General features: G+C 66.0%; 22 protein-coding genes. 16 read left to right on the plus strand and 6 right to left on the minus strand.

Annotated features, from left to right (window positions below; all coding sequences use genetic code 11):
- Positions 1-107: 107 nt before the first annotated feature.
- From C2R25_RS05310 to C2R25_RS05360, 11 genes are all read left to right on the plus strand, one after another.
- Positions 108-920 carry an undecaprenyl-diphosphate phosphatase gene (locus tag C2R25_RS05310; protein WP_103728176.1) on the plus strand — a complete coding sequence of 271 codons (813 nt, stop codon included), beginning with the start codon at positions 108-110 and terminating at the stop codon, positions 918-920.
- Between the two features lie 5 nt (positions 921-925).
- Positions 926-1,717 carry a polyphosphate kinase 2 gene (ppk2, locus tag C2R25_RS05315; protein ID WP_103728177.1) on the plus strand — a complete coding sequence of 264 codons (792 nt, stop codon included), beginning with the start codon at positions 926-928 and terminating at the stop codon, positions 1,715-1,717.
- Positions 1,718-1,862: 145 nt separating this feature from the next.
- Positions 1,863-2,030, plus strand: coding sequence for a 50S ribosomal protein L33 (gene rpmG, locus C2R25_RS05320; RefSeq protein ID WP_103728178.1), 168 nt, complete (start codon positions 1,863-1,865; stop codon positions 2,028-2,030).
- 42 nt (positions 2,031-2,072) lie between these two features.
- Positions 2,073-2,729, plus strand: coding sequence for an outer membrane lipoprotein carrier protein LolA (locus tag C2R25_RS05325; RefSeq protein ID WP_103728179.1), 657 nt, complete (start codon positions 2,073-2,075; stop codon positions 2,727-2,729).
- 322 nt (positions 2,730-3,051) lie between these two features.
- The gene (gene xth, locus C2R25_RS05330) at positions 3,052-3,840 is read left to right on the plus strand and encodes an exodeoxyribonuclease III (RefSeq protein WP_103728180.1); all 789 of its coding nucleotides are present in this window, start codon (positions 3,052-3,054) and stop codon (positions 3,838-3,840) included.
- 44 nt (positions 3,841-3,884) lie between these two features.
- Positions 3,885-4,916, plus strand: coding sequence for a GTP cyclohydrolase II (ribA, locus tag C2R25_RS05335; RefSeq protein WP_233203773.1), 1,032 nt, complete (start codon positions 3,885-3,887; stop codon positions 4,914-4,916).
- A gap of 40 nt (positions 4,917-4,956) precedes the next feature.
- Positions 4,957-5,769, plus strand: coding sequence for a bifunctional DNA-formamidopyrimidine glycosylase/DNA-(apurinic or apyrimidinic site) lyase (gene mutM / locus C2R25_RS05340; RefSeq protein WP_103728181.1), 813 nt, complete (start codon positions 4,957-4,959; stop codon positions 5,767-5,769).
- 144 nt (positions 5,770-5,913) lie between these two features.
- Positions 5,914-6,174 carry a 30S ribosomal protein S20 gene (gene rpsT / locus C2R25_RS05345; protein ID WP_103728182.1) on the plus strand — a complete coding sequence of 87 codons (261 nt, stop codon included), beginning with the start codon at positions 5,914-5,916 and terminating at the stop codon, positions 6,172-6,174.
- Between the two features lie 507 nt (positions 6,175-6,681).
- Complete coding sequence (gene dnaA / locus C2R25_RS05350) at positions 6,682-8,154, plus strand: chromosomal replication initiator protein DnaA (protein ID WP_369825691.1); 1,473 nt, start codon at positions 6,682-6,684, stop codon at positions 8,152-8,154.
- Positions 8,155-8,341: 187 nt separating this feature from the next.
- Positions 8,342-8,746 carry a DUF983 domain-containing protein gene (locus C2R25_RS05355; protein ID WP_103728596.1) on the plus strand — a complete coding sequence of 135 codons (405 nt, stop codon included), beginning with the start codon at positions 8,342-8,344 and terminating at the stop codon, positions 8,744-8,746.
- A complete protein-coding gene (locus tag C2R25_RS05360) occupies positions 8,743-9,513 on the plus strand; it encodes a HesA/MoeB/ThiF family protein (RefSeq protein ID WP_199183769.1) in 771 nt (256 codons plus the stop codon). Before C2R25_RS05355 ends, C2R25_RS05360 begins: the two co-directional genes overlap by 4 nt.
- Before the next feature lie 14 nt (positions 9,514-9,527).
- On the opposite strand, the gene C2R25_RS05365 is transcribed toward C2R25_RS05360, so the two are convergent.
- Positions 9,528-10,238: an NAD-dependent deacylase gene (locus tag C2R25_RS05365; protein WP_103728183.1), complete on the minus strand. Its 711-nt coding sequence runs from the start codon at positions 10,236-10,238 to the stop codon at positions 9,528-9,530.
- 125 nt (positions 10,239-10,363) lie between these two features.
- Here C2R25_RS05365 and dapB point away from each other — a divergent pair, with 125 nt between their 5' ends.
- The 3 genes from dapB (at position 10,364) to C2R25_RS05380 (ending at position 12,239) form a co-directional block, all read left to right on the plus strand.
- Entirely contained in the window at positions 10,364-11,092 is a 729-nt protein-coding gene (dapB, locus tag C2R25_RS05370; RefSeq protein ID WP_103728598.1) for a 4-hydroxy-tetrahydrodipicolinate reductase, read from the plus strand.
- 10 nt (positions 11,093-11,102) lie between these two features.
- Complete coding sequence (gene nth / locus C2R25_RS05375; RefSeq protein WP_103728184.1) at positions 11,103-11,762, plus strand: endonuclease III; 660 nt, start codon at positions 11,103-11,105, stop codon at positions 11,760-11,762.
- An 81-nt stretch (positions 11,763-11,843) separates the two neighbouring features.
- Positions 11,844-12,239 (plus strand): hypothetical protein, encoded by a 396-nt coding sequence (locus C2R25_RS05380; RefSeq protein ID WP_103728185.1) that lies wholly within the window; start codon positions 11,844-11,846, stop codon positions 12,237-12,239.
- Positions 12,240-12,276: 37 nt separating this feature from the next.
- Here the strand turns inward: C2R25_RS05380 and C2R25_RS05385 are convergent, their stop codons facing one another.
- A complete protein-coding gene (locus C2R25_RS05385) occupies positions 12,277-13,596 on the minus strand; it encodes a dicarboxylate/amino acid:cation symporter (RefSeq protein WP_103728186.1) in 1,320 nt (439 codons plus the stop codon).
- A gap of 128 nt (positions 13,597-13,724) precedes the next feature.
- Positions 13,725-14,885 (minus strand): succinyl-diaminopimelate desuccinylase, encoded by a 1,161-nt coding sequence (gene dapE, locus C2R25_RS05390; protein WP_103728599.1) that lies wholly within the window; start codon positions 14,883-14,885, stop codon positions 13,725-13,727.
- Between the two features lie 133 nt (positions 14,886-15,018).
- Between dapE and msrB the strand changes: the two genes are divergently transcribed.
- Together msrB and C2R25_RS05400 are read left to right on the plus strand one after the other, a co-directional pair.
- Complete coding sequence (msrB, locus tag C2R25_RS05395; RefSeq protein ID WP_103728187.1) at positions 15,019-15,417, plus strand: peptide-methionine (R)-S-oxide reductase MsrB; 399 nt, start codon at positions 15,019-15,021, stop codon at positions 15,415-15,417.
- Positions 15,418-15,518: 101 nt separating this feature from the next.
- Positions 15,519-17,717: a PBP1A family penicillin-binding protein gene (locus tag C2R25_RS05400; RefSeq protein ID WP_103728188.1), complete on the plus strand. Its 2,199-nt coding sequence runs from the start codon at positions 15,519-15,521 to the stop codon at positions 17,715-17,717.
- Positions 17,718-18,280: 563 nt separating this feature from the next.
- On the opposite strand, the gene C2R25_RS05405 is transcribed toward C2R25_RS05400, so the two are convergent.
- The 3 genes from C2R25_RS05405 to hflK form a co-directional block, all read right to left on the minus strand.
- On the minus strand, positions 18,281-19,852 hold the full coding sequence (locus C2R25_RS05405) for a Do family serine endopeptidase (RefSeq protein WP_233203774.1): 1,572 nt from the start codon (positions 19,850-19,852) through the stop codon (positions 18,281-18,283).
- A 114-nt stretch (positions 19,853-19,966) separates the two neighbouring features.
- The gene (hflC, locus tag C2R25_RS05410) at positions 19,967-20,806 is read right to left on the minus strand and encodes a protease modulator HflC (protein WP_199183770.1); all 840 of its coding nucleotides are present in this window, start codon (positions 20,804-20,806) and stop codon (positions 19,967-19,969) included.
- Positions 20,806-21,954, minus strand: a complete 1,149-nt coding sequence (gene hflK, locus C2R25_RS05415; RefSeq protein ID WP_103728190.1) for a protease modulator HflK — start codon at positions 21,952-21,954, stop codon at positions 20,806-20,808. Before hflK ends, hflC begins: the two co-directional genes overlap by 1 nt.
- Positions 21,955-22,017 lie beyond the last annotated feature (63 nt).

Consider the following 22,017-nt stretch of genomic DNA (forward strand, 5'->3'; position numbering starts at 1 on the left):
CAGCGATGCCTGACGGCCCCGGTGCTCTCAGGCCATTCGCGACTTATTGCGATCCAAAGTGCGTCCGGCGTTGACTTGGCCGCTTTGGGCGTCATGACCTGCGGTCCATGGATCTGACACTAACCGCAATACTCCTCGGCATCGTCGAGGGCCTCACCGAGTTCCTGCCGGTCTCCTCGACCGGGCACCTCATCCTTGCCACCCGGCTCTTCGGGTATGACGCAAGCCAGTGGTCGACGTTCAACATCGTCATCCAGCTTGGCGCCATCCTTGCCGTCATAGTGCAGTTCTGGCGCACGTTCTGGGCGGTGGGGCAGGGGCTGCTCAAGTGGCACCCGTCGTCCCTGCGCTTCGTGCGCAACGTCCTCCTCGCCTTCATCCCTTCGGCCATCCTGGGTCTGCTGCTGAATGACTGGATCGAAGGGCTGCTGGGCGAACCGGGAGTCGTCGCCTGGGCGCTCATCATCGGCGGCATCGCCATTCTCGGGGTTGAGAAGGTGGCCCGGCAGGGGCCGCTGACGGGCGTGGCCGAACTGCCGGCGCGCCAGTGTCTTGGCGTCGGGCTTGCGCAATGCCTGGCGATGGTTCCGGGCGTCAGCCGGTCGGGCGCGACGATCATGGGAGCGCTGGCCATGGGCATCGAGCGCCGTACGGCTGCCGAATTCAGCTTCTTCCTCGCCGTTCCGACGATGGTGGGGGCGACAACGCTTGAACTTGTGAAGCATCACGAAACCCTGATGGCCGGAGCCGGTCCCGTAGGCTGGACGGAGATCGCCATCGGCTTCGTCGTCTCGTTCATCGTGGCTCTTGTCGTCATCAAGGCCTTCATGGCCTTCGTCAGCCGCTCCGGCTTCGCACCCTTCGCCTGGTACCGTATCGTTGCGGGCGCCGTGGCGCTGATCCTTCTCGGCCGGGCCTGAGTACGATGGACGACTCGACCAGGAAGATCGGTCGCAAGGACTACCAGAAGCTGCTCGAGCCGATGGAGCGGGAGCTTGTCGGCGCCGCCCGGTGGGCGCAGGTCACGGGCGCGCGGATCGTCGTCATTTTCGAGGGCCGCGACACTGCGGGGAAAGGCGGCGCGATCAAAGCCGTCTCCGGCCAGCTAAACCCGCGCCAGTGCCGCACCGTTGCCCTTGCCGCGCCCAGCGAACGAGAACAGGGGCAGTGGTACTTCCAACGCTACATCACGCATCTGCCTACGCGCGGCGAGATCGTGCTGTTCGACCGGTCGTGGTATAACCGTGCGGGAGTGGAGCGGGTCATGGGCTATGCGAGCGAGGCGCAGGTGGAAGCGTTCTTGCGCGACGCGCCCGTTTTCGAGCACATGCTGATCGCGGATGGCATCCTCCTCTTCAAGTACTGGCTGGCCTGCGATCAGGACAAGCAGGAAGAGCGTCTGGCTGAAAGGCTGGAAGATCCGTTGAAGCGCTGGAAGCTGTCACCCGTCGATATCGCAGCCCGCGAGAAGTACGCGGAATACACGCGCGCCCGTGAGGCGATGCTGAAGGCGACTCACACGGCAGAGGCTCCCTGGACGCTCGTAGATTTCAACGATCAGCGCCGTGGAAGACTGACCCTGATTCGCGATCTGTTGGACCGCCTGCCGGACACGCAATGCAGCCCGCCTGAATACGAGTTCCCGCCTCTGGAAGGAAAGCTGCAGCCTGAAGAATTCGGCTTTATTCAGCCGATCCCGCCATTCCCGCTCTCCTGATTTGCGCTCCCGCACTTGACTTTGCCGCCCTGATCCAGCAAGGGCCGCAACCTTGAAAGGGCGGTGCTCCGGTGCCGCCCTCTGTGGTTTGTCGAAACGCCGGCCTGCCAGGGCGGCTGAAACTTAGAGAGTACAGGAAACCGCCATGGCGAAGCCCGCAACCGTCAAGATCCGTCTGGTCTCGACCGCCGACACCGGATTTTTCTACGTCACGAAGAAGAATCCCCGGAACACGACCGAAAAGTTCAGCTTCAAGAAGTACGATCCCGTCGCGCGCAAGCACGTCGAGTTCAAGGAAGCCAAGATCAAGTAAGGTTCACTGCCGGTTCAACGCGGTGGACCCAACGGGAAAACCATGAACCACACGATGAAAACCTTTCGATCCTGTGTAGGCGCGGCCGTTTTGGCCGCGCTTTCCGTTCCTGCCGTCCTTGCGCCGGCTCCGGCGCTTGCCGCCGGTGAGGCTGAAGCAAGGCAGCTCGATCAGGCGGTCGCCGCGCTCCGGAGCATCGATTCGATGAAGGCGAACTTCGTCCAGACCGATCGGTCCGGGCAGACCGTTCGCGGCGAATTGACGCTGAAGCGCCCCGGCAAGATCCGTTTCCAGTACGAGAAGAGCGCGAACATGCTCATCGTCGGGGACGGCAAGGCCCTGACGCTCATCGACTATGACGTGCGGCAGGTCCAGCGCTGGCCCATCAAGAACAGCCCGCTCGGCGCGCTGCTCGATCCCAGCCGTGACGTGGCGAAGTTCGGTAAAGTGCTGAGCACCGGCAATCCCAACGTCATCAGCATCGAAGTGCGCGACCGCTCGCATCCCGAATACGGGATCATCACGCTCATCTTCACGCGCAAGGCCTCGGCCCCGGGCGGTCTGGAACTGTCGTACTGGGTCGCCCTCGATTCGCAGAACAAGCGGACGACGATCAGCCTCAGCAACCAGCGCTACGGCGTGCCGGTCACGGATGCCGATTTCCGCTGGGTCGACCCTCGTCCGCGCAACCGTCGATGATGCCGCACGGCCGAGCGCAAGCCGTTCGGCCCTCGCGACAGATAGCGACACTTTTCTGAATCTTGTTCACTTGGCAGCAAGGCGAAGCACCCTACATAGGGAGGGTCAGAACGGCTTGAGGCGGGTTTTCCCCCCTGTTGCCCGCGCCTCCTGAGTGGTCGGTCTGATACTAGCGTGACGAACGCTTACAGGAACCCTCGAGCCTCTGCCCCCGGCTCGGGGGTTTTCTGCGTTCGGGGTTCGCCGGCTGTCGTTCCGGTCGGGTCCGGGATAGGCGGCACAGCCTCTGGCAATTCCCTCCACGGGTGCCTAAAGCCGCCTCATGAAGATCGCCACCTGGAACATCAATTCCGTTCGCCTGCGCATTGATCAGGTCGAACGGCTGCTGACCGAACAGGCGCCCGATGTCCTCTGTCTGCAGGAAATCAAGGTTGCCGAGCACCTCTTCCCGCATGCTATGTTCGAGCGCCTCGGCTACACTCACCGGGCGGTTCATGGGCAGAAGGGCTATCACGGCGTCGCCACCGTTTCGAAAGTGCCGTTCCGGGACTTCTCGAAGCACGATTGGCAGGACAACGGTGAGGCGCGGCACATTGGGGTCGAACTCCTCGGCGCTGGCCAAGGGCTCATCGTGGAGAACGTCTACATCCCCGCCGGCGGGGACGTCGCCGATCGCGAGGTGAACCCCAAGTTTGGCCAGAAGCTCGACTTCCTCGAACGCATGACGCGCTGGGCCGACCGGATTGACCGCCCGACGCTGATCGTCGGCGACTTCAACATCGCACCGCTGGAATGCGACGTCTACGACCACAAGGCCCTGCTGAAGGTCGTGAGTCACACACCGGTCGAGGTGGAGACGCTCAGGCGTTTTCAGGATGCGCACGGATGGGAGGATCTCGGCCGGCGCTTCATCCCGGCGCCGGAGCGGAACTACTCCTGGTGGTCGTACCGCAGCTATTGGCGGCAGAAGGACCAGGGCCGACGTCTGGACCACATGTGGGCATCGCCCGAACTGGCCGGGCGGGCGCGCGCGCACCGTTTCGTGGAAGAGACGCGGCGGTGGGAGCAGCCCAGCGACCATGTGCCGCTGATCACGGAGTTCGAGCTCTGAGCCAGACCGCTGCCTCCGCCCTGCCGGGGCCGGGACCGCGCCGGGTGGCACTGGCGCTCGATGCGCTGCGGCACGGGTGGCCGGTGGACGTGGCCGGCTTGCGGCTGCTGCCGGCGGAAACCGCGTTCGCAGAGGGGGTAAGCGCGCCCTGCATGCTCATATCCGCGGCGCGCGCGGTGACGCTGAGGTTGGCCAACCAGCGCGAGGCTGCGGTTCCCGAAGCGCCCGTCCTGATCCGCGCGGCGGAGCCGTTCGATCTTGAAGCCGCCCGTGCCGTTGCCGATCCCGCCCTTGACCTCGCGTATCCGATGAAGGGCCCCTTTGTGGCCGAGCCCATTCCTGATCGCGCCGCGGCGTGCGCAGCGATGGAACTGGCGCGGCTTGCGGGCATCCTCCCGGCCTACCTGCTGGAACCCGCGCCGGAAGGGGAAGCGCAGGCCGTGTCCAGCGAGGACTTGGCGGAATGGAAGGACACGCGCCACCTGCGAATCGCCTCGCGCGCTCACCTTCCGGTGGAGGCCACCGAGAGCGCCGAGATCGTGGCGTTCCGGGCGCTCGATGATCTGCGTGAGCATGTGGCTCTGGTGATCGGCTCTCAGGACGGCGAGCGCGCGCCCCTGGTGCGGCTCCATTCCGAGTGCCTGACGGGAGACATCCTCGGCAGTCTCAAGTGCGATTGCGGGCCGCAGCTGAAAGCCGCCCTGCGCGCGATGGCGAAGGAAGCCGAGAACGGCGGATGGGGCGTGCTCCTGTATCTTCGTCAGGAAGGCCGCGGAATCGGCCTTGTGAACAAGCTGCGCGCCTATAGCCTGCAGGACCTCGGTTACGACACGGTCGACGCGAACAACAGGCTCGGCCTTCCTACGGAGGCGCGCGACTTCCCGGTCGCGGCGCGTATGCTTGAACTTCTCGGCGTTCACGCGATTCGGCTGATGACGAACAATCCGGCCAAGGTTGCCGCCCTGCAGGAGGTTGGCGTCGAGGTCGTCGAGCGAGTGCCGCACCAGTTGCCGCCTAACCCGCACAACGCCCGCTATCTGGAGACGAAGCGCGACCGTACCGGGCATTTCCTCTGACGCTTGGACGTGAGCGCGCCCGTACCTATCTGAGGCCCTCATGCCAGAATTACCCGAAGTCGAAACGACCGTGCGCGGTCTCGCCCGCTTCCTGGAGGGAGAGCGCATCGCCCGTGTCTCGCTCAACCGGCTGGACTTGCGGCGGCCATTCCCGTCCGACCTCGTCCAGTCGTTAACCGGGGCTCGCGTCACCACGCTCGGGCGCCGGGCAAAGTACGGCCTCATCCACACCGATCGTGAGCAGACCATGGTCTTTCATCTCGGAATGTCCGGGCGCTGGAGGATCGAACCCGAAGCGCCCGACAGGCATGACCATCTCGTGCTGGAGACAGGCTCCGGTCATGTTCTGGCCCTCAACGATGCCCGCAGGTTCGGTTCTGTCGATCTCGTCTCCACCCCGGGGCTTCATGCGTGGGGGCCTTTCGCGGCGCTGGGGCCGGAGCCGCTTGGGGACGCACTAACCGCCGCGCACCTGCGCAGCGCCTTTGCGGGGCGGACCGCACCGGTGAAGCAGCTTCTGCTGGATCAGGCCATCGTGGCGGGCCTCGGCAACATCTACGTCTGCGAGGCGCTGTTCCGCTCCGGCATCCGTCCCGACAAACCGGGCGGCCGCGTGAGCCGGCCGGCGCTCGAGCGGCTCGTGCCGGCGATAAGGGAGGTACTTGCCGAATCGATCGCGGCAGGCGGCTCGACCATCAAGGACTACGCCCAGCCAAACGGGGAACTGGGGTACTTCGCGGCTTCGTGGCGGGTCTACGGTCGCGAAGGCGATGCCTGTTCCTGCGGAGCGCCTGTCCTGCGGTTCGTGCAGGGTGGGCGGAGCACGTTCTGGTGCCGCAAGTGCCAGAAATGAGCCGTTTGCGCAGGCCCCCTCGGCTTGACGCAATCGTGCTTCAACTGTAAGGGGCGCGCTTTCCGGCGAGTCCGCTCGCCAGCAGATTCGTTAGGCAATGGGGCCGCCCAGTCACGTGTTGGCCGCCCAGACAGAGGAAATTCGATGGCCAATACGCCGCAAGCCCGCAAGCGCATCCGTCGCAACGAGCGCCGCGCCGAGATCAATACCAACCGCGTCAGCCGCATCCGCACCTTCATCAAGAAGGTTGAAAGCGCACTGGCTGGTGGTGACAAGACTGCCGCTGCCGCTGCCCTGAAGGAAGCCCAGCCGGAACTGGCTCGTGGCGTGGCTCGTGGCGTGCTTCACAAGAACACCGCTTCGCGCAAGCTGTCGCGTCTGACGAAGCGCGTCGCCGCTCTCTGATCGAGAGGCGATTCGCATCTGGAGGCAGGTTGCTAGACACCTGTCTCAGGACGTAACGAGAACGGAGCCGGGGTCCTGCGACCCCGGCTCCGTTCTCGTTTTTGCTGCAGCGCAATGTGCTCTGCGTTAAACCGCCGAAAAGCTTGTGATTCGGACTGCTGCATCGCGTAAGCATTTGAAAATATGGCTTATTACGCTTTAGCGACGGTTTTTCGCCACTCCTGCCAAGTCAACCTTCATAATTTTTTTTATTTGAGGAGGGCCGTCTTGCCTGCAGTGCAAAGCGGTTCCTAAAAGGGTTCCCGGCCGTTGCGGAACTGGCCGGGCAAACAGCGATTCAGAGTAGAACTACGGCCGCGGGCAGGTGTTCGCGGTTGGGAGAGTTTTACTCTGTAAAAATGGCGCCCGGCTTGTCGCAGCAGGTGGGGATCACGCGAACTAGGGGGTTCAAAAACGATGTCGAACACGTCTGCAGGACACCCATCCGTGAGTCCCATGGCCGAAGGTATGAACTTGAACAGGAAGTCGAAGGCAGTGCGAGTGGCGATGGAAGAGGATCAGGAAGCCGTAAACCTGGCGGCGGACTGGGCTGACATCAGTCAGGGTCTCCGCAAGGATCTTGGCCAGCAGGCGCATAGCCAGTGGATCAAGCCGATTCAGCCGGGCAACTGGTGCAAGGAAACCGGTACGCTGGACCTCTACCTGCCGACGGAGTTCTCCGCGAACTGGGTGAACGACCGGTTTGCGGATCGCCTCTCGCTCGCCTGGAAGATCGCGCGTCCCGACGTGCGGCACGTGCGCATCCTTGTCCACCCGGGTCGCCGTCAGCTTCCCGAACTGCGCCTTGGCAGCGGCGGTCGCCCGGCGAGCGCCCCGGCCAACGATTCGGCCGCTGGCGTGGCGGATCCGCTTTCGGTGGCGCTTGCCGGCGAATCGTTCGCCTCGCTGGGGCAGGGCCCGGCCGGCATCGATGCCTCGCAGACCTTCTCGAGCTTCGTGACCGGCGCCTCGAACGTGCTGGCGTGCAATGCAGCGCAGCGCATGGCCGCGACGGAGACGCCGCAGTTCTCGCCGTTGTACCTCAAGGCGGCCACCGGGCAGGGCAAGACGCACCTTCTTCACGCGATCGGCCATGCCTATCTCGCCGCTCATCCGCATGCGCGGATCTTCTACTGCTCGGCCGAGCGTTTCATGGTCGAGTTCGTGCAGGCCCTTCGCCAAAACCAGATGATCGAGTTCAAGGCGCGACTGCGCGGCTTCGACCTCCTTCTGGTCGACGACATCCAGTTCATCATCGGCAAGGCTTCCGCGCAGGAAGAGCTGCTCTACACGATCGACGCCCTCTTGCAGGAAGGCAAGCGACTGGTGTTCGCCGCCGACCGTGCGCCCCAGGCACTCGACGGCGTCGAGCCGCGCCTGCTCTCGCGCCTGTCGATGGGCCTCGTCGCCGACATCCAGCCGGCTGACATCGAACTGCGCCGTTCGATCCTTGAGAACCGCCTGCAGCGCTTCGCCTCCATCGAGGTGCCGGCCGATGTGATCGAATTCCTGGCGCGCACGATCAACCGCAATGTTCGCGAACTGGTCGGCGGCCTCAACAAGCTGATCGCCTATGCGCAGCTGACCGGTCAGGCCGTGTCGCTCCAGCTCGCCGAAGAGCAGCTGACCGATATCCTGTCCGCGAACCGCCGCCGTATCACGATCGACGAAATCCAGCGCACCGTCTGCCAGTTCTACCGTATCGATCGTACGGAGATGAGTTCGAAGCGGCGCGCTCGCGCCGTGGTTCGTCCCCGACAGGTCGCGATGTATCTCGCCAAGGTGCTGACGCCGCGTTCCTACCCCGAGATCGGCCGCAAGTTCGGCGGCCGGGATCACTCCACCGTCATCCACGCCGTCCGCCTCATCGAGGAACTGCGTACGCGCGATGCGGATATGGACGGGGACGTCCGTTCGCTCCTGCGCCAGCTGGAGAGCTGATCGCGTTTTCCCCTGTTCTGCCGGTTGATCGGCAGGCTTTCCACGAGATTATCAACAGGGGTCGGGCATGCGCTCGGCCCCTGTCTGTCTTCTCGCCTGAGCGGACCTCATGTCGTGGCGCAGGGAGCGCGTGGCGGCGATGGTTTGCGGCTTCACCGGGCCTCGTCCTTCCTGTAACCGCGGGACGATGAACCCTGCCTCCTTTTCACAAGCCGCGCTTCGCGGTATCCGCGGTCGCTGCCCCCGCTGTGGTGAGGGGCGGCTGTTCCGCAAGTGGCTGAAGCCGCAGACGCAATGCTCCGCCTGCGCACTGGATCTTCTCCCGCAACGGGCGGACGACTTCCCTGCCTATATCGCGATGATCGTCACCGGGCATTTCATGGCGCCTCTGATTATCGCGCTGGCTGTCGATTACGAGTTGGGGCCTGTCGCCATGCTTGCCATCGCCGTGCCGCTGGCCATCGTCATGATGCTGGGCATGCTGCAGCCCGCCAAGGGCGGGGTGATCGCAACCCAATGGTGGTTCGGGATGCACGGCTTTGTTCGCGAGCGCCTCCCGGAAGCGCCTTCACAGGATGAGAGTTCACGATGACCCTGACTGCCGCCCGCCTTGACCGCTTCGCGCGACACATCGTCCTTCCCGAAGTGGGCGGCGCCGGCCAGATCGCCTTGAGCCGTGCTCACGTTGTGCTCGTCGGCTGCGGGGGGATCGGGAGCCCAGCGCTGCAGTACCTCGCCGCAGCCGGTGTCGGCCGGCTTACCCTGGTGGACGACGACGTGATCGAGGCCAGCAATCTCCAGCGCCAGACCATCTTCGCCACCTCGGACCTCGGGCGATCCAAGGCGGAAGCGGCGGCCGACTGGGTGAGACGCTTCGATGCGGAACTCAAGGTCGAGGCCGTCCGGGCAAGAGTGGATACGGTCAACGCGACGGACCTTGTCGGCGCTGCCGATCTCGTAATCGACGGCTGTGACAACTTCGCGACGCGGCTCGCCGTGTCCGATGCCTGCGTAGCGACGGGTGTCCCTCTGACCACGGCGGCAATCGGCCGCTTCCAGGGACAGGTCGCCAACTTCGCCGGGCATCTGGCGGACCAGCCCTGCTATCGCTGTTTCGTTGGCGACGCCTTCGATGCTGCCGATTGCGACACCTGCGCGGCCGATGGAGTGCTGGGCGCCATGGTGGGCATGGTCGGCACTTTCGCAGCCATGCACGCCATGCGCGTGCTGCTGGAAGGCCATGCCGCGCTGGGCGTGCCGCAGTTCGGTACATTGCACCTTATTGACGGCATGGCGCCTTCGATGCGCAGCCTCAAGATCGCCAAGGATCCCGCCTGCAAGGGTTGCAAGCTCCGATAGGCGGGCTGGCAGCATCAGCCGCGCGGGGCGGCGAGAACCTCCTCGACCCACTCCGGCACCAGGCGGGTGGCGGGGCCATGGCGAGCGGCGTCGAACCATGCGGTGCCCTGGCTGGGTTCCAGGTTGAGTTCCAGCGTCCGCGCGCCGAGTTCCCTTGCGTTGCGAACAAAGCCGGCTGCGGGATAGACCGCGCCCGAGGTGCCGATCGAGACGAACAGGTCCGCCTCGCGCAGCGCGGCGAAGATCTCGTCCATCCGGTAGGGCATCTCGCCGAACCACACCACGTCAGGGCGCAGCGCTCTTTCTCCGCAGCGGGGGCAGGGCGGGCGGTCGATCAGCGATCCGGTCCAGCGCGACCGCACGTCGCAGGCGAGGCACCAGGCGTTGAGATGTTCGCCATGCATGTGCAGCACCCGCTTCGCCCCGGCGCGCTCGTGAAGATCGTCCACGTTCTGCGTGACGATGAGCAACTCGCCCGGCCATTCGCGGTCGAGCCTCGCCAGCGCGACGTGCGCGGCATTGGGCTCCTTGGTCTGGATGGCCGCACGGCGCATGTCGTAGAAGCGAAATACGAGATCTGGATCGCGCACGAAGGCTTCAGGCGTGGCGACGTCTTCCACCCGGTGCTGTTCCCACAGGCCGCCGGCGTCACGGAAGGTGTCGATACCGCTTTCGGCGGAAACGCCGGCTCCGGTGAGGATGACGATGTTGCGGATTGCAGCCAAGACTTAGCCTTTCTCCTCAGCCCGAACTTGTTTCAAGGGCCATTGTGCGCCATTCGCGGCGGTAAGATTGAGGCACGAGCGCTGCTGAAACAAGGGTAGCGTGAGGTGCCGACGGAGAAGTGAACGTGGCACGGATTGGAATCATCGGCAGTCAGGGGCGCATGGGTCAGGCGATCGCCGCGGCCATCGGCGAGGCGGGCGAGCAGTTCGCGGGCGGCGTCGACAAGGGGGAGGACGTCTCCTCCATCACGCGGGCGGCCGACGTGCTGATCGACTTTTCCAGTCCCGCCGCGCTGGAGGGCAACCTCGATGCCGCGATGGCGGCGGGCCTGCCCATCGTCATCGGCACCACCGGTCTTGAAGAGCGCCACCACTGGCTGATCGATACCGCGGCTCAGACGATCCCGGTGCTGCAGACCGGCAACACCTCGCTCGGCGTCACCCTGCTGGCGCATCTGGTGCGCGAGGCGGCCGCGCGGCTTGGCGACGACTGGGACATCGAGATCGTGGAGACGCATCACCGCATGAAGGTGGACGCGCCTTCGGGCACCGCACTCCTGCTGGGCGAGGCGGCCGCGAACGGGCGCGAGGTTTCGCTGGCGGATCATGCGGTTCGCGGGCGGGACGGCATCACCGGTCGCCGGGAGGCGGGCACGATCGGGTTCGCGGCACTGCGGGGCGGCTCGGTGGCAGGCGATCACACCGTTCATTTCCTGGCTGACAACGAGCGGCTCTCGTTCTCGCACCTGGCGGAGAACCGGGGCATCTTCGCCAAGGGCGCCGTCCGGGCCGCGCAGTGGCTCATGGGAAAGCAGCCCGGCCGCTACACCATGCCCGAGGTCCTTGGCCTCTAGGAGCGGGGCGTTGAAAAAGGACCAGATCTTCGAGTTCTTTCGCCGTCTTGCCGAAGCCAACCCGGCGCCCGAAACGGAGCTCGAATTCGGCAACACCTACCAGTTGCTGGTCGCGGTGACGCTGTCGGCGCAGGCAACGGACGTGGGCGTGAACAAGGCGACGCGTGCGCTGTTCCGCGAAGTGCGCACGCCGGCCGAGATGGTCGCCCTTGGGGAGGAGGGGCTGAAGGAGCACATCAAGACGATCGGCCTGTTCAACACCAAGGCGAAGAACGTCATCGCGCTCTCGCAAATACTGGTCGACCGGTACGGCGGAGAGGTTCCGGCTGACAGGGACGCCATGGTCGAGCTTCCCGGTGTCGGTCGCAAGACGGCAAACGTCGTGATGAACTGCGCCTTCGGGGCGGAAACCTTCGCGGTCGATACGCATATCTTCCGCGTCGGAAACCGGACCGGGCTGGCGAAGGGCAAGACGCCGCTCGCTGTCGAGAAGCAGCTCGAGAAGAAGGTGCCGCAGCCGTTCCGGGTGGGCGCCCATCACTGGCTGATCCTGCACGGGCGCTACATCTGCAAGGCCCGGACGCCGGAATGCTGGCGCTGTCCGGTGGTGGACCTCTGCGGCTTCCGGGACAAGGTCCTGAGCAAGGGCGCGAAGAAGGCTGCAGCCTGAGGTCTTCGTCTCCTTGACAAGGCGGGCGTTCCGGGAGCCAATCGGCCTGCCGGATCGTTCGCGCAGCGAGAGGAGAGAACCATGAAGCAGCCTGCCGCCGTGATGCTGGCACTAAGCGCAGCCGCCCTTGCCGCCTGTACGCCGGAGGGCCCCCGGGACACGCCTCCTCCTAGCCCGGCCGCGCAGGCCCTCGGACCGGCCGAGGACTGCCTTCCCCTTCACCAGTTCAGCAACACGCGGATCCGCGATGACCGCACGATTGACTTCATCAGCGGGACCGGGAGCCGGGTCTGGCGGGTGACGCTGCCGAACACCTGCAACGGGCTGAAGGCGGCCGACACCTTCACCTACGAGACCTCGCTGACGCAGTTGTGCCGTCAGGACATCATCTACCCGCTGCAGCAGTTCGGCGGTTCGTGGCAGCGCATGGGGGGCTGCGGCATGGGCCCGTTCGTGCCGGTGAAGCTGGAGAAGTAAGGCGCCGCTCACGCCCCGGACCAGATCCGGGGCGGTCTCAGCGTTCGTACTGCTCGGGATCGATATTGAGGCCCCGGCGGCCGGCGGCGACCGTGTGTGCGGGCGCATGGGGCACGTCCGCGTCGGGATCCATCAGCGGCTGGAGCATGCCTTCGCTGCGGGTAATGACGGCGGTTGCCACCGCGTTGCCCACCACGTTGGTGGCCGAGCGGCCCATGTCGAGGAAAGTGTCGACGCCCAGCAGGAGGGCGATGCCTTCGACCGGCAGCCCGAACTGAGTGAGGGTGGCGGCGATCACCACGAGGCTCGCGCGGGGAACCCCGGCAATGCCCTTGGAACTCACCATCAGGGTGAGCAGCATCAGGATCTGCGTCATCACCGGCACGTCGATGCCATAGGCCTGCGCGATGAAGATCGCCGCGAAGCTCATGTAGATCATCGAGCCGTCGAGATTGAAGCTGTAGCCAAGCGGCAGGATGAAGCCCGAGATGCGACGCGGGACGCCGAACCGGTCAAGCTGCTCGAACAGCTTGGGCAGGCTCGCCTCGGAGGAGGCGGTCGAGAAGCTGAGGAGCAGCGGTTCGCGGATGTAGCGGAACAGGGTGACGATGCGCTTGCCCAGGAACAGCCCGCCGATGCAGAACAGCAGCACCCACAGCAGGGTCATCGCGAAGTAGAACTCGCCGACCAGCACGCCGTAAGTGACGATGATCCCCAGACCCCGTGTCGCGATCACGCCGGCCAGGGCGCCGAAGACCGCGAAGGGCGCAAAGCGCATGACGTAGCCGGTGATTTGCAGCATCAGCTGGGCCAGGGCTTCGGCCCCCTGAACGATAGGCGCGCCCTTCTCGCCGATGGCAGTCAGGCCCACGCCGACGAAGAGCGAGAAGACGAGGATCTGCAGGATGTGGTTCTCGGCCATTGCCTCGAACGGGCTGGCCGGGAAGATCTCGAGGATGAAGTGGCGGAGCGTCAGTTCGGCCGTGTGCAGGTCACCGATGTCGGTCGCCGTCTCCAGGCCGACTCCGATGCCCGGCTTGAACAGGTTCACGAGGATGAGACCGAGCCCGAGCGAGATCAGGCTGGCGGTGATGAACCAGGCGAGCGCCTTGCCGCCGATGCGCCCCAGCGCGGTGCTGTCTCCCATTCCGGCGATGCCCGTCACGATCGTCGCAAAGACGAGCGGTGCGAGGATCATCTTGATGAGCTTCAGGAAGACGTCCGGCAGCAGCTTGAAGTAATCCGCCCACTGGGCGATGCGCGGATCGCCTTCGGGCAGGAGCGCATGGAAGGCCCAGCCCACAACGATGCCGAGCACCATACCCACCATGATAAAGAGCGTCAGCCGCCTGCCCATTCACACCTCGTAATGAAATTGCCGCGGAACCTAACATCGTGACGCAGGTGGTCAACGACGCCGGACGCGTTTTGCCGGCCCGATCCGCACCGGGCCGCGATGAACTGCCGTTTTCTGCCGGTCCGATCTCAGCCGCCGGCGAGCGCAGCCAGTGTCACGCGGCGGTAGATGCGCGCAAGAGCGTCCAGATCGGCGATCGCCACGGCTTCGTCGCGCTTGTGCATCGTGGCGTTGCACAGGCCGAACTCGATGACCGGCGACACGTCCTTGAGGAAGCGGGCATCCGACGTGCCGCCGCTGGTCGACAATTCCGGGTCCACGCCCGTCTCTGCGCGGATCGCCTCCGCCAGCATGGCCGAGAACGCGCCAGGCTGGGTGAGGAAGGCTTCGCCCGAAACAATGGGACGAGCGCTGCCGCCATGCTTCTGCGCGATGTCCGTCACGCGCCGGGAAAGGCTATCCCCCGTGTGCAGATCGTTGAAGCGAATCGAGATCCGGGCGCTGGCCCTGGCGGGAATGACGTTGGTGGCGGGATTGCCGCAGGAAACGTCGGTCACTTCCAGGTTGCTGGCCTGGAACCAGTCGGTTCCCTCGTCGAGGACGAGCGCGTCGAGTTCGGCCAGCATCGCCACAAGTCGCGTGATCGGGTTGTCCGCGAGGTGGGGGTAAGCGACGTGACCCTGCACGCCGTCGACCTCCAGCCAGATGTTGACCGAGCCGCGGCGGCCGACCTTCATCATGTCGCCCAGCCGGTTCACCGAGGTCGGCTCCCCGACGAGGCAGAGGTCGGGGATGTCGCCTTTCTGCTTCATCAGGTCGATCAGCGCGAGGGTGCCGTGAAGGGCCGGTCCTTCCTCGTCGCCGGTGATGACGAAGCTGACGGTGCCCGCTTCGGCCGGAATTTGCGCCACGGCGGCGACCATGGCGGCGATCGAGCCTTTCATGTCGACCGCGCCGCGACCGTAAAGCAGCGCGTTCTCGCCCACGCCGCGGCGTTCGGGCTGGAAGGGGGCGCTGGTCCACCCTTCGCCCGGCGGTACCACGTCGAGGTGACCGGCGAAGGCGAAGTGGCGTGAGCCCGCCGGACCACGGCGGATGGCGAAAAGGTTCTCCACCGGCCCGTCCGGCGCTTCGCCCGCAAGGAAGCGCGTCACCTCGAAGCCGAGAGGTGCGAGCTGGCCTTCCAGGCAATCGAACACCGGGCCTGTCGCGGGGGTGACGCTGGGACAGGCCATCAGCGCTTCGGCAAGGTCGACGACACTGGGCGCGGTAGGAGTGGTCTGGGACATAAGGCAGGCGCCATCGCAGAAAAGGCGGTTCAACACCATAGCGTCGACCGATCGGGCGATCGATCCGGGGCGGGCGGTCTGGTATCGACGCTCCTGTCTTCCCATATTGGGACCTCGAAGGAGAGTTTCCCCGATGACCGACAAGATCCATCTCACGGATGCCGAGTGGCGCGAACGCCTTTCGCCCGAACAGTACCACGTCCTGCGCCAGGCGGGGACGGAGCGGGCCTTCACCGGCAAGTACGACAAGAACAAGCAGGAAGGCCTCTACACCTGCGCCGGATGCGGCGCGCCGCTCTTCGAATCCGACGCCAAGTACAGCTCCGGCTGCGGCTGGCCCAGCTACACCGCGCCGGTGGCGGATGCGGCGGTCGAGGAGCACCGCGACACCTCGCACGGCATGATCCGCACCGAAGTGACCTGCGCGAGGTGCGAAGGGCACCTGGGCCATGTCTTCCCCGACGGTCCGGGGCCGACCGGCCTGCGCTACTGCATCAACAGCGCCTCGCTGGACTTCCAGCCGAAGGAGTGATCGCCGCGAACCCGGGGGCATTCACTCCGGGTTACAAATCGGCGTGCAAAGTGTAGGAGCAACCCGACACTTCCGTCCTCATTGGGGTTTGCATTCTACCAATGGCCAACAATTCCGGCCGCAGCCGCGCGCCCCGCGGCTCATCGTCCAAGACCCCCAGCAAGCCCCTCTGGCGCCGCGTGGTACGCGGCGTCATCGTCTGGGGCGGCTCGCTGGCGCTGTTGGGCGCCATCTTCCTGGCAACGGCCGTATTCTTCACGATGCGCGAGTTGCCGGACTACGGCGCGCTGAAGAGCAGCCAGAACGGCCAGATGATCGTGGTCCGCGCGCGCGACGGACGTGAACTCGTCTCGCTGGGGCCAAGCTACGGCAAGTGGCTGCCTTACGACGAAATCCCCGTCATCATGCGCGATGCGATCGTCTCGGTCGAGGATCGGCGCTTCCGCAGCCATCCGGGCATCGACCCCGTTGGCCTCGCCCGCGCCGTCTACGTGTCCTTCTCAACGGACAGCCGCGCCAAGGCAACCTCCACGCTGACGCAGCAGCTGGCGCGCAACATCTTCCTCACCAACACGCGGTCGTGGACCCGCAAGGCGCGCGAGATGGTGCTGGCCCTGGCGCTGGAGCGCAAGTTCACCAAGGACCAGATCCTCGAACTGTACCTCAACAAGGTCTATTTCGGCGGCGGCGCCTACGGCATCGACGCCGCGAGCCGCAAGTTCTTCGGCCACCCCGCGACTGAGCTTTCGACGGCGGAGTCCGCCATCATCGCGGGTCTCGTGAAGGCGCCTTCCAACTATTCGCCCACGGCGGACATCGACGCCGCCAAGGGGCGTGGCCGTGTCGTGCTCAAGCTGATGGCCCGCGAAGGCGTGATCAGCAGCAGCGAGGCCGAATCGATCGACTTCTCCGATGTCGCGATCGTGCGCGAGAAGGGCCAGAACTCGGTCCGCTACTTCACGGACTGGGCGCTGCCGCAGCTCGACCTGCTGCTGCCCGAGAACAACGAGCCGATCGAGGTCTGGACGACGCTGGACCCTGCCATGCAGGACGCGGCGACCAAGGCCGTTGCCCGCAACGTGCCCGGCGGCGCTCAGGGCGCGCTCGTCAGCCTTGACCGCGACGGCGCGGTCCTGGCGATGGTGGGCGGCACCGATTACGTGAACTCGAACTACAACCGCGCCACCAGCGCGCTGCGCCAGCCCGGATCCGCGTGGAAGCTGTTCGTCTACCTCGCCGCGCTGGAAGCCGGGTACACGCCCGAGGATCGCGTCGTTGACGAGCCGGTGACGATCCAGGGCTGGAGCCCGCAGAACGACGGCCGCAACTTTGCAGGCGCGATCGACGTGCGCACCGCCTTCGCTTATTCCAAGAACACGGTTGCGGCGCAGCTGGGCAACGAAGTGGGCTTCGGCACCGTGGCCAGCATGGCGCGCCGCTTCGGCATCACGACCGCTATCAACACCAAACCCGCCATGGTGCTGGGCACGTCGGAAGTGCGTGTGATCGACATGACCCGCGCTTTCGCCGCCGTTTCGGCCGGCGGCACGTCGGTCGAGCCCTATGGCATCGTGAAGGTGACCACCACCGCCGGAGAGCTGCTTTATGAACACAAGTCCGTGCGCGGGCAGGTGCTCGTGCCGCACTACGTCGCTGCCGGCATCACTGACCTGCTGCAGACGGCCGTCGCCACCGGCACCGGCCGCGCCGCGCAGATCGGCCGCCCGGTCGCGGGCAAGACCGGCACCACCAGCTCCAACAAGGACGGCTGGTTCCTGGGCTTCTCCAGCGGGGTGACCACCGGGGTGTGGATGGGCCGCGACGACGCCAAGCGGGTCGGCGGCCTCTCGGGCGGTCATGCCCCGGCCCGCGCCTTCGCGGATTTCATGAAGGTCGCGGTCGCCAAGCGCCCCGTCGAACAGTTCGACACCCAGCTCAAGCTTCCCGAATGGCAGTTGGAGCCGGATGACGAGGCGATGCAGGGCAGTCCCGAGGATTACTACTACACCGACGAGAACGGCAATCTGGTCCGTCCCGACGGCGGCGGCCCCGATCAGGTCCCCTTCGGTGACGAGTTCGGGCCTGACGGGCCGGTACCGCCGGACTACGGGCCCCAAGGCCCACCGCCCGCTGCCGGCAGCGAGCTGCTGGACCGTGCGACCGGTCGGGGAAGCGAGGATACGGGATTGCGTCCGGGGCAGGGCGCGGGCCCCTATCCGCCGGGACGACCGCCGCAGCCGCGCATAGTGCCGGTCCCGCGGCCCACGCCGACGCCCACACGCATTCCGGTCATACCATAACGCCCCCGTCCCAGGGAGGGAGGAGGGCGCAGTTTATCGCCCGCTGGCGAGTGCGGGGTAACGCCGGAAGGAGGACCGCGCAGGACCGGAGAACATCGGGTCGGCGTCGGGGCGTCCCTGCTGGAACGCGAGGAGGGAGACCTTCGCGTGCGAACGACCGGGGAGAGTCAGCACAGCCCGGTTCGGCCCTGGAACGGAGCGGCCCGGACCGGCGGCGCGGGCTCGCAGGACGCGAGTGCCGGTCCTCCCCGTGGGAAGCCGCCGCCTCGCAGGCGACGCGCCGATTGCACGGGGTTTGGTGGGAGAAGACGGCAAGGCGCCTTTCCTGTGAACCGCTCCGGGAGGACGCTGTGGGCGTGGACCACGGCTTGTACGCTCGCGTGCTGCCCACGACGCCGACCCGAAACACCGTCTCACCTGCGGCCGCAGGTAAGAAGGATGGCAGCATGACTAACCTAAATGGTTATAACTGTCAAGCTGGAGGGTTCGGGCGGCGAGCGCGCGAAACGAAGACGCCCGCCGGATTGCTCCGGCGGGCGTCGTCACACGCGGCTTTCTGCGTATCAGCGAAGGCGCAGGGGAACGAAAGTCGCCTGCTGCCCGCGCGGCTGCACACGGACGAGGAGAGCCGTGCGCCCCTCGGCCTTGGCGGCACCGATGGCGGCCGCCAGTTCGGCCTGCGTCGTCACGGGGCGGCCGCCCGCCTGAAGGATGATGAAGCCGCGCTGCAGGCCCTTCTGGCCCGCATCGGAGTTCGGATCCACCGCCACGATGACCACGCCCCTGGTGCCCTCCGCCGCGCCGAGCTGGCGGGCGATCTGCGGCGTCAGTGGGGTGACGGTGAGGCCAAGCGACTTCTCGACGACGCCGTTCTCCTGCTGCTGCGGCGGATTGTTGAAGGCATCGCCGTCCTGCTCCGGGTTGGTGTCGAATGAGGGCGACAGGTCCTCTTCGCTCGGGCGCTTCGCCACCGTGGCCGACAGGGTCTGGCGCTTGCCGTTGCGGATCACCTCGACCGGGATGCGGGCGCCCGGCGCGATGTTGGCGACGATGTAGGACAGCGTCTGGTCGCGGGTCACTTCCTTGTTGTCGACCTTCACCACCACGTCGCCGGCCTTCAGGCCCGCGCGCGCGGCCGGACCGTCCGGCTCGACCAGCTGGATGAACTCGCCCTTGTTGTGCTCGATCCCCAGCGAATCGGCGATGTCCTCAGTCACCGGCTGGATGCGCACACCCAGATAGCCGCGCTCGATCGCCTCGCCCCTGATGAGCTTCTGGACCAGCGGTGCCGCAGTCTCCGCCGGGATGGCGAAGCCGATGCCCACGCTGCCGCCGGTAGGCGAGAAGATGGCGTTGTTGATGCCGATGACCTGGCCGTTCATGTCGAACATCGGACCGCCCGAGTTGCCCCGGTTGATCGCGGCGTCCGTCTGGAGATAGCGGTCGTAGGCGCCGCCGCTCTGCGTGCTGCGGTAGACCGACGAGATGATACCCGATGTCACCGTGCCGCCAAGGCCGAAGGGATTGCCGATGGCGATCACCCAGTCGCCGACACGCGCCTTGCGGCTGTCACCGAACTTCACGAAGGGCAGGCTCTTGCCCGCATCGATCTTGAGCACGGCAAGGTCCGAAGCCGCATCCTTGCCGACCAGCTTGGCGGGGTATTCGGTGCCGTCGGGCATGGTGACGGTGATCGATTCCACCTGTCCCTTGCCTTCGGCCGTGATGACGTGGTTGTTCGTGACCACGTAGCCGTCCGCCGAGACGATGAAGCCCGAACCCAGCGACTGGGCTTCGCGGGTCTGCGGGGTGCCGCCGCCGCGACCGCCGAACAGGCCCTCAAACGGCGTACCCGCGAAGGGATTGGCGCCGCCCTGGACCTGCACCTTCTGCCGCGTCGAGATGTTCACGACGGCCGGCTGAAGCTGCGCGGTGAGATCGGCGAAGCTCGCCGGGGCGCCGGCGCGCGGCACCATCCGCGAAATTTCGCTGCCCTCGTTCTGGGCCACCTGCGCCCCGGCTGGGTAGCCTGTGACGAGCGATGCGGTCGCTCCTCCGATGAGGAGCGCTGTGGTCAGTCCATAAGCGTATCGCACGGGCTTCACGTCCTTTGATTCCTCCATCTCGGCGGTCATTCGACCGGCTTTGCCCTGATATCCGGTCCGATTGACGACCGGGGAGCTTAACCGGGTTTGAATGGTGCCGGAAATCCACGTACTCGGGGTTGCCGCAGGAACGGCCGAAACCGCTCAGGGCTCCCTGAAATGATTCAGATAGGCGTTGTCAGGCGAGAGCAGGATCGTCTTGCCGCCCGCCTGGTCCTTGGCGAACGACACCGAGTAGCTCTGCATCGCGCGGTAGAAGTCGTAGAACTGCGCGTCCTTTCCGAAGCTGGCGGCGTAGATGCCCGCGGCCTGGGCTTCGGCCTCGGCGCGGATGATCTGGGCGTCGCGCTGGCCCTGGGCGGCGATCGTCTTGGCCTCTTCCTGTCGGCCCGCTTCCATGCGGACGAAGGCGGCCGCGAGGGCACCTTCGGGAAGATCCGCGCGCTTGATGCGTACGTCCACGACCTGCGCGCCATATTCGCGCGCCTCGGCGTCGAGCAGCTTGCGGATGTTCTCCATCGCCTGTCCGCGTTCGGCGGTGAGGAGCGACTGGAACGTGCGCTTGCCCAGTTCCTGCCGCACGACGGAGGAAAGGATCGGCTCAAGCTGCTGCGTCACGCGCTCGCTCGTACCGGCGCTGCGCACCATGCGCACCGGATCGACGATGCGGTAGCGGGCGTAGGCGTCCACGTTCAGGCGCTGCTGGTCGGTGGAGAGCACCTGCTGCTGCTGCATGTCGACCGAGAGCAGCCGCTTGTCGATGCGGATGACCTGCTCGACCAGCGGGATGCGGAAGTGAACGCCCGCGCCCGTCTGGCCGAATGCGGCGTTGGCGATGAACGGGTTGTAGACGCGGACCGGACGACCGGTCTGCACGATCACGGCCTGCTCGTCCTCGGGTACGACGATCGTGCTGAGCATGGCGGCAACGACCGCGATGCCGCCCACGATCCATGCGGTCTTGTGGCGCTGGAAAAGGCTCATCACTGGCCTCCCGCATCAGTCGGCGCGCTGACCGCGGGATCGGGCACGGGAACCGCGCGGCGCTTCATCTCGGGCAGGGGCAGGACAGTGGTCGCGCCCTTTTCGGCGACGACCGTGTCGTTGTCGCGCAGGACGCGCTCCATCGTCTCGTAGTACATGCGGCGCTTGGTCACCTCTGGGGCGAGCTTGTATTCTTCATAGACCTTGTCGAAGGCGCTGGCGTCGCCCTGTGCGCGGGCGATCACCTGCTGGGCCCAGGCACGGGCTTCCGAACGGTCGCGCTCGGCTTCCTGCTGGGCGACGTTGACGTTGTCGAACGCGGCCTTGGTCTTGGATGGCGGGTCGGCCTTCTTGATCTCGACGCCCTGGATTGAAATGCCCGACTGGTAGAAGTCGAGGATGCGCTGCATGCGTTCGCGCACGTCCTGCTCGACCTGTGCGCGGCCGGCACCCGAAAGCGCCTGGCCCAGCGTGACCTGCGCGATCGAGGCGCGCATCGCGGCTTCGGCCACTTCGCGCACCGTTTCGCGCGGATCGGCAAGGCGGAAGGTGTAGTTCTTCAGGTCCTTTACGTTCCAGCGCACGAGATAGCTGAGATCGACCAGGCTCTTGTCGCTGGTGAGCATGAGCTTTTCGTTCTCGTTGTCGGGGATCATGTCCACCGTGAACGAGCGCACGTCGACGACGCGAACCTGCTGGATCGGCCAGGGCAGGGTGAGGCTGACGCCCGAATCGATCGTGTGCGAATACTGGCCGAGCGTGGTGACGACGCCCTGCTCCTTGGGGCCGAGCATGTGCAGGCTCGACATACCGATCAGCACCACCGCCGCAGCACCGATGGCGAGCGGCAGCCAGGACTTGCCGTCCGGACGGCGCGGAAGGTTGGGGAAACCGCCGGAGGGACCACGCGGGCCGCCGCCGCCGCCGGGGCGACGCTGCTCACGGCTGCGGAAGATGTCCTCTATGCTGGCCGAGCGGCGGGGCGGAGTGCCGTCGCCGCTGGGGAGCCAAGGGTTGCGGGGGCCCTTGCGCTCCGGCGCTTCGCCCTTCGGCTCTTCCGCCGGACCACCTGCGGGCGTGGCATCGCCTCCGGCCCCGTCATCACCGCCGTCATTGCCGCCGCCCCAGGGGCTGTTACGACCTGCCATAGCGGAAATCCCTGATCCGTCCCCCGGCACGCCGCCGGGCGTGTCTGCACCACCGATAGCTTT

This window comes from Novosphingobium sp. HII-3 (genome assembly GCF_002916655.1).
In the GTDB taxonomy this organism is placed as follows: domain Bacteria; phylum Pseudomonadota; class Alphaproteobacteria; order Sphingomonadales; family Sphingomonadaceae; genus Novosphingobium; species Novosphingobium panipatense.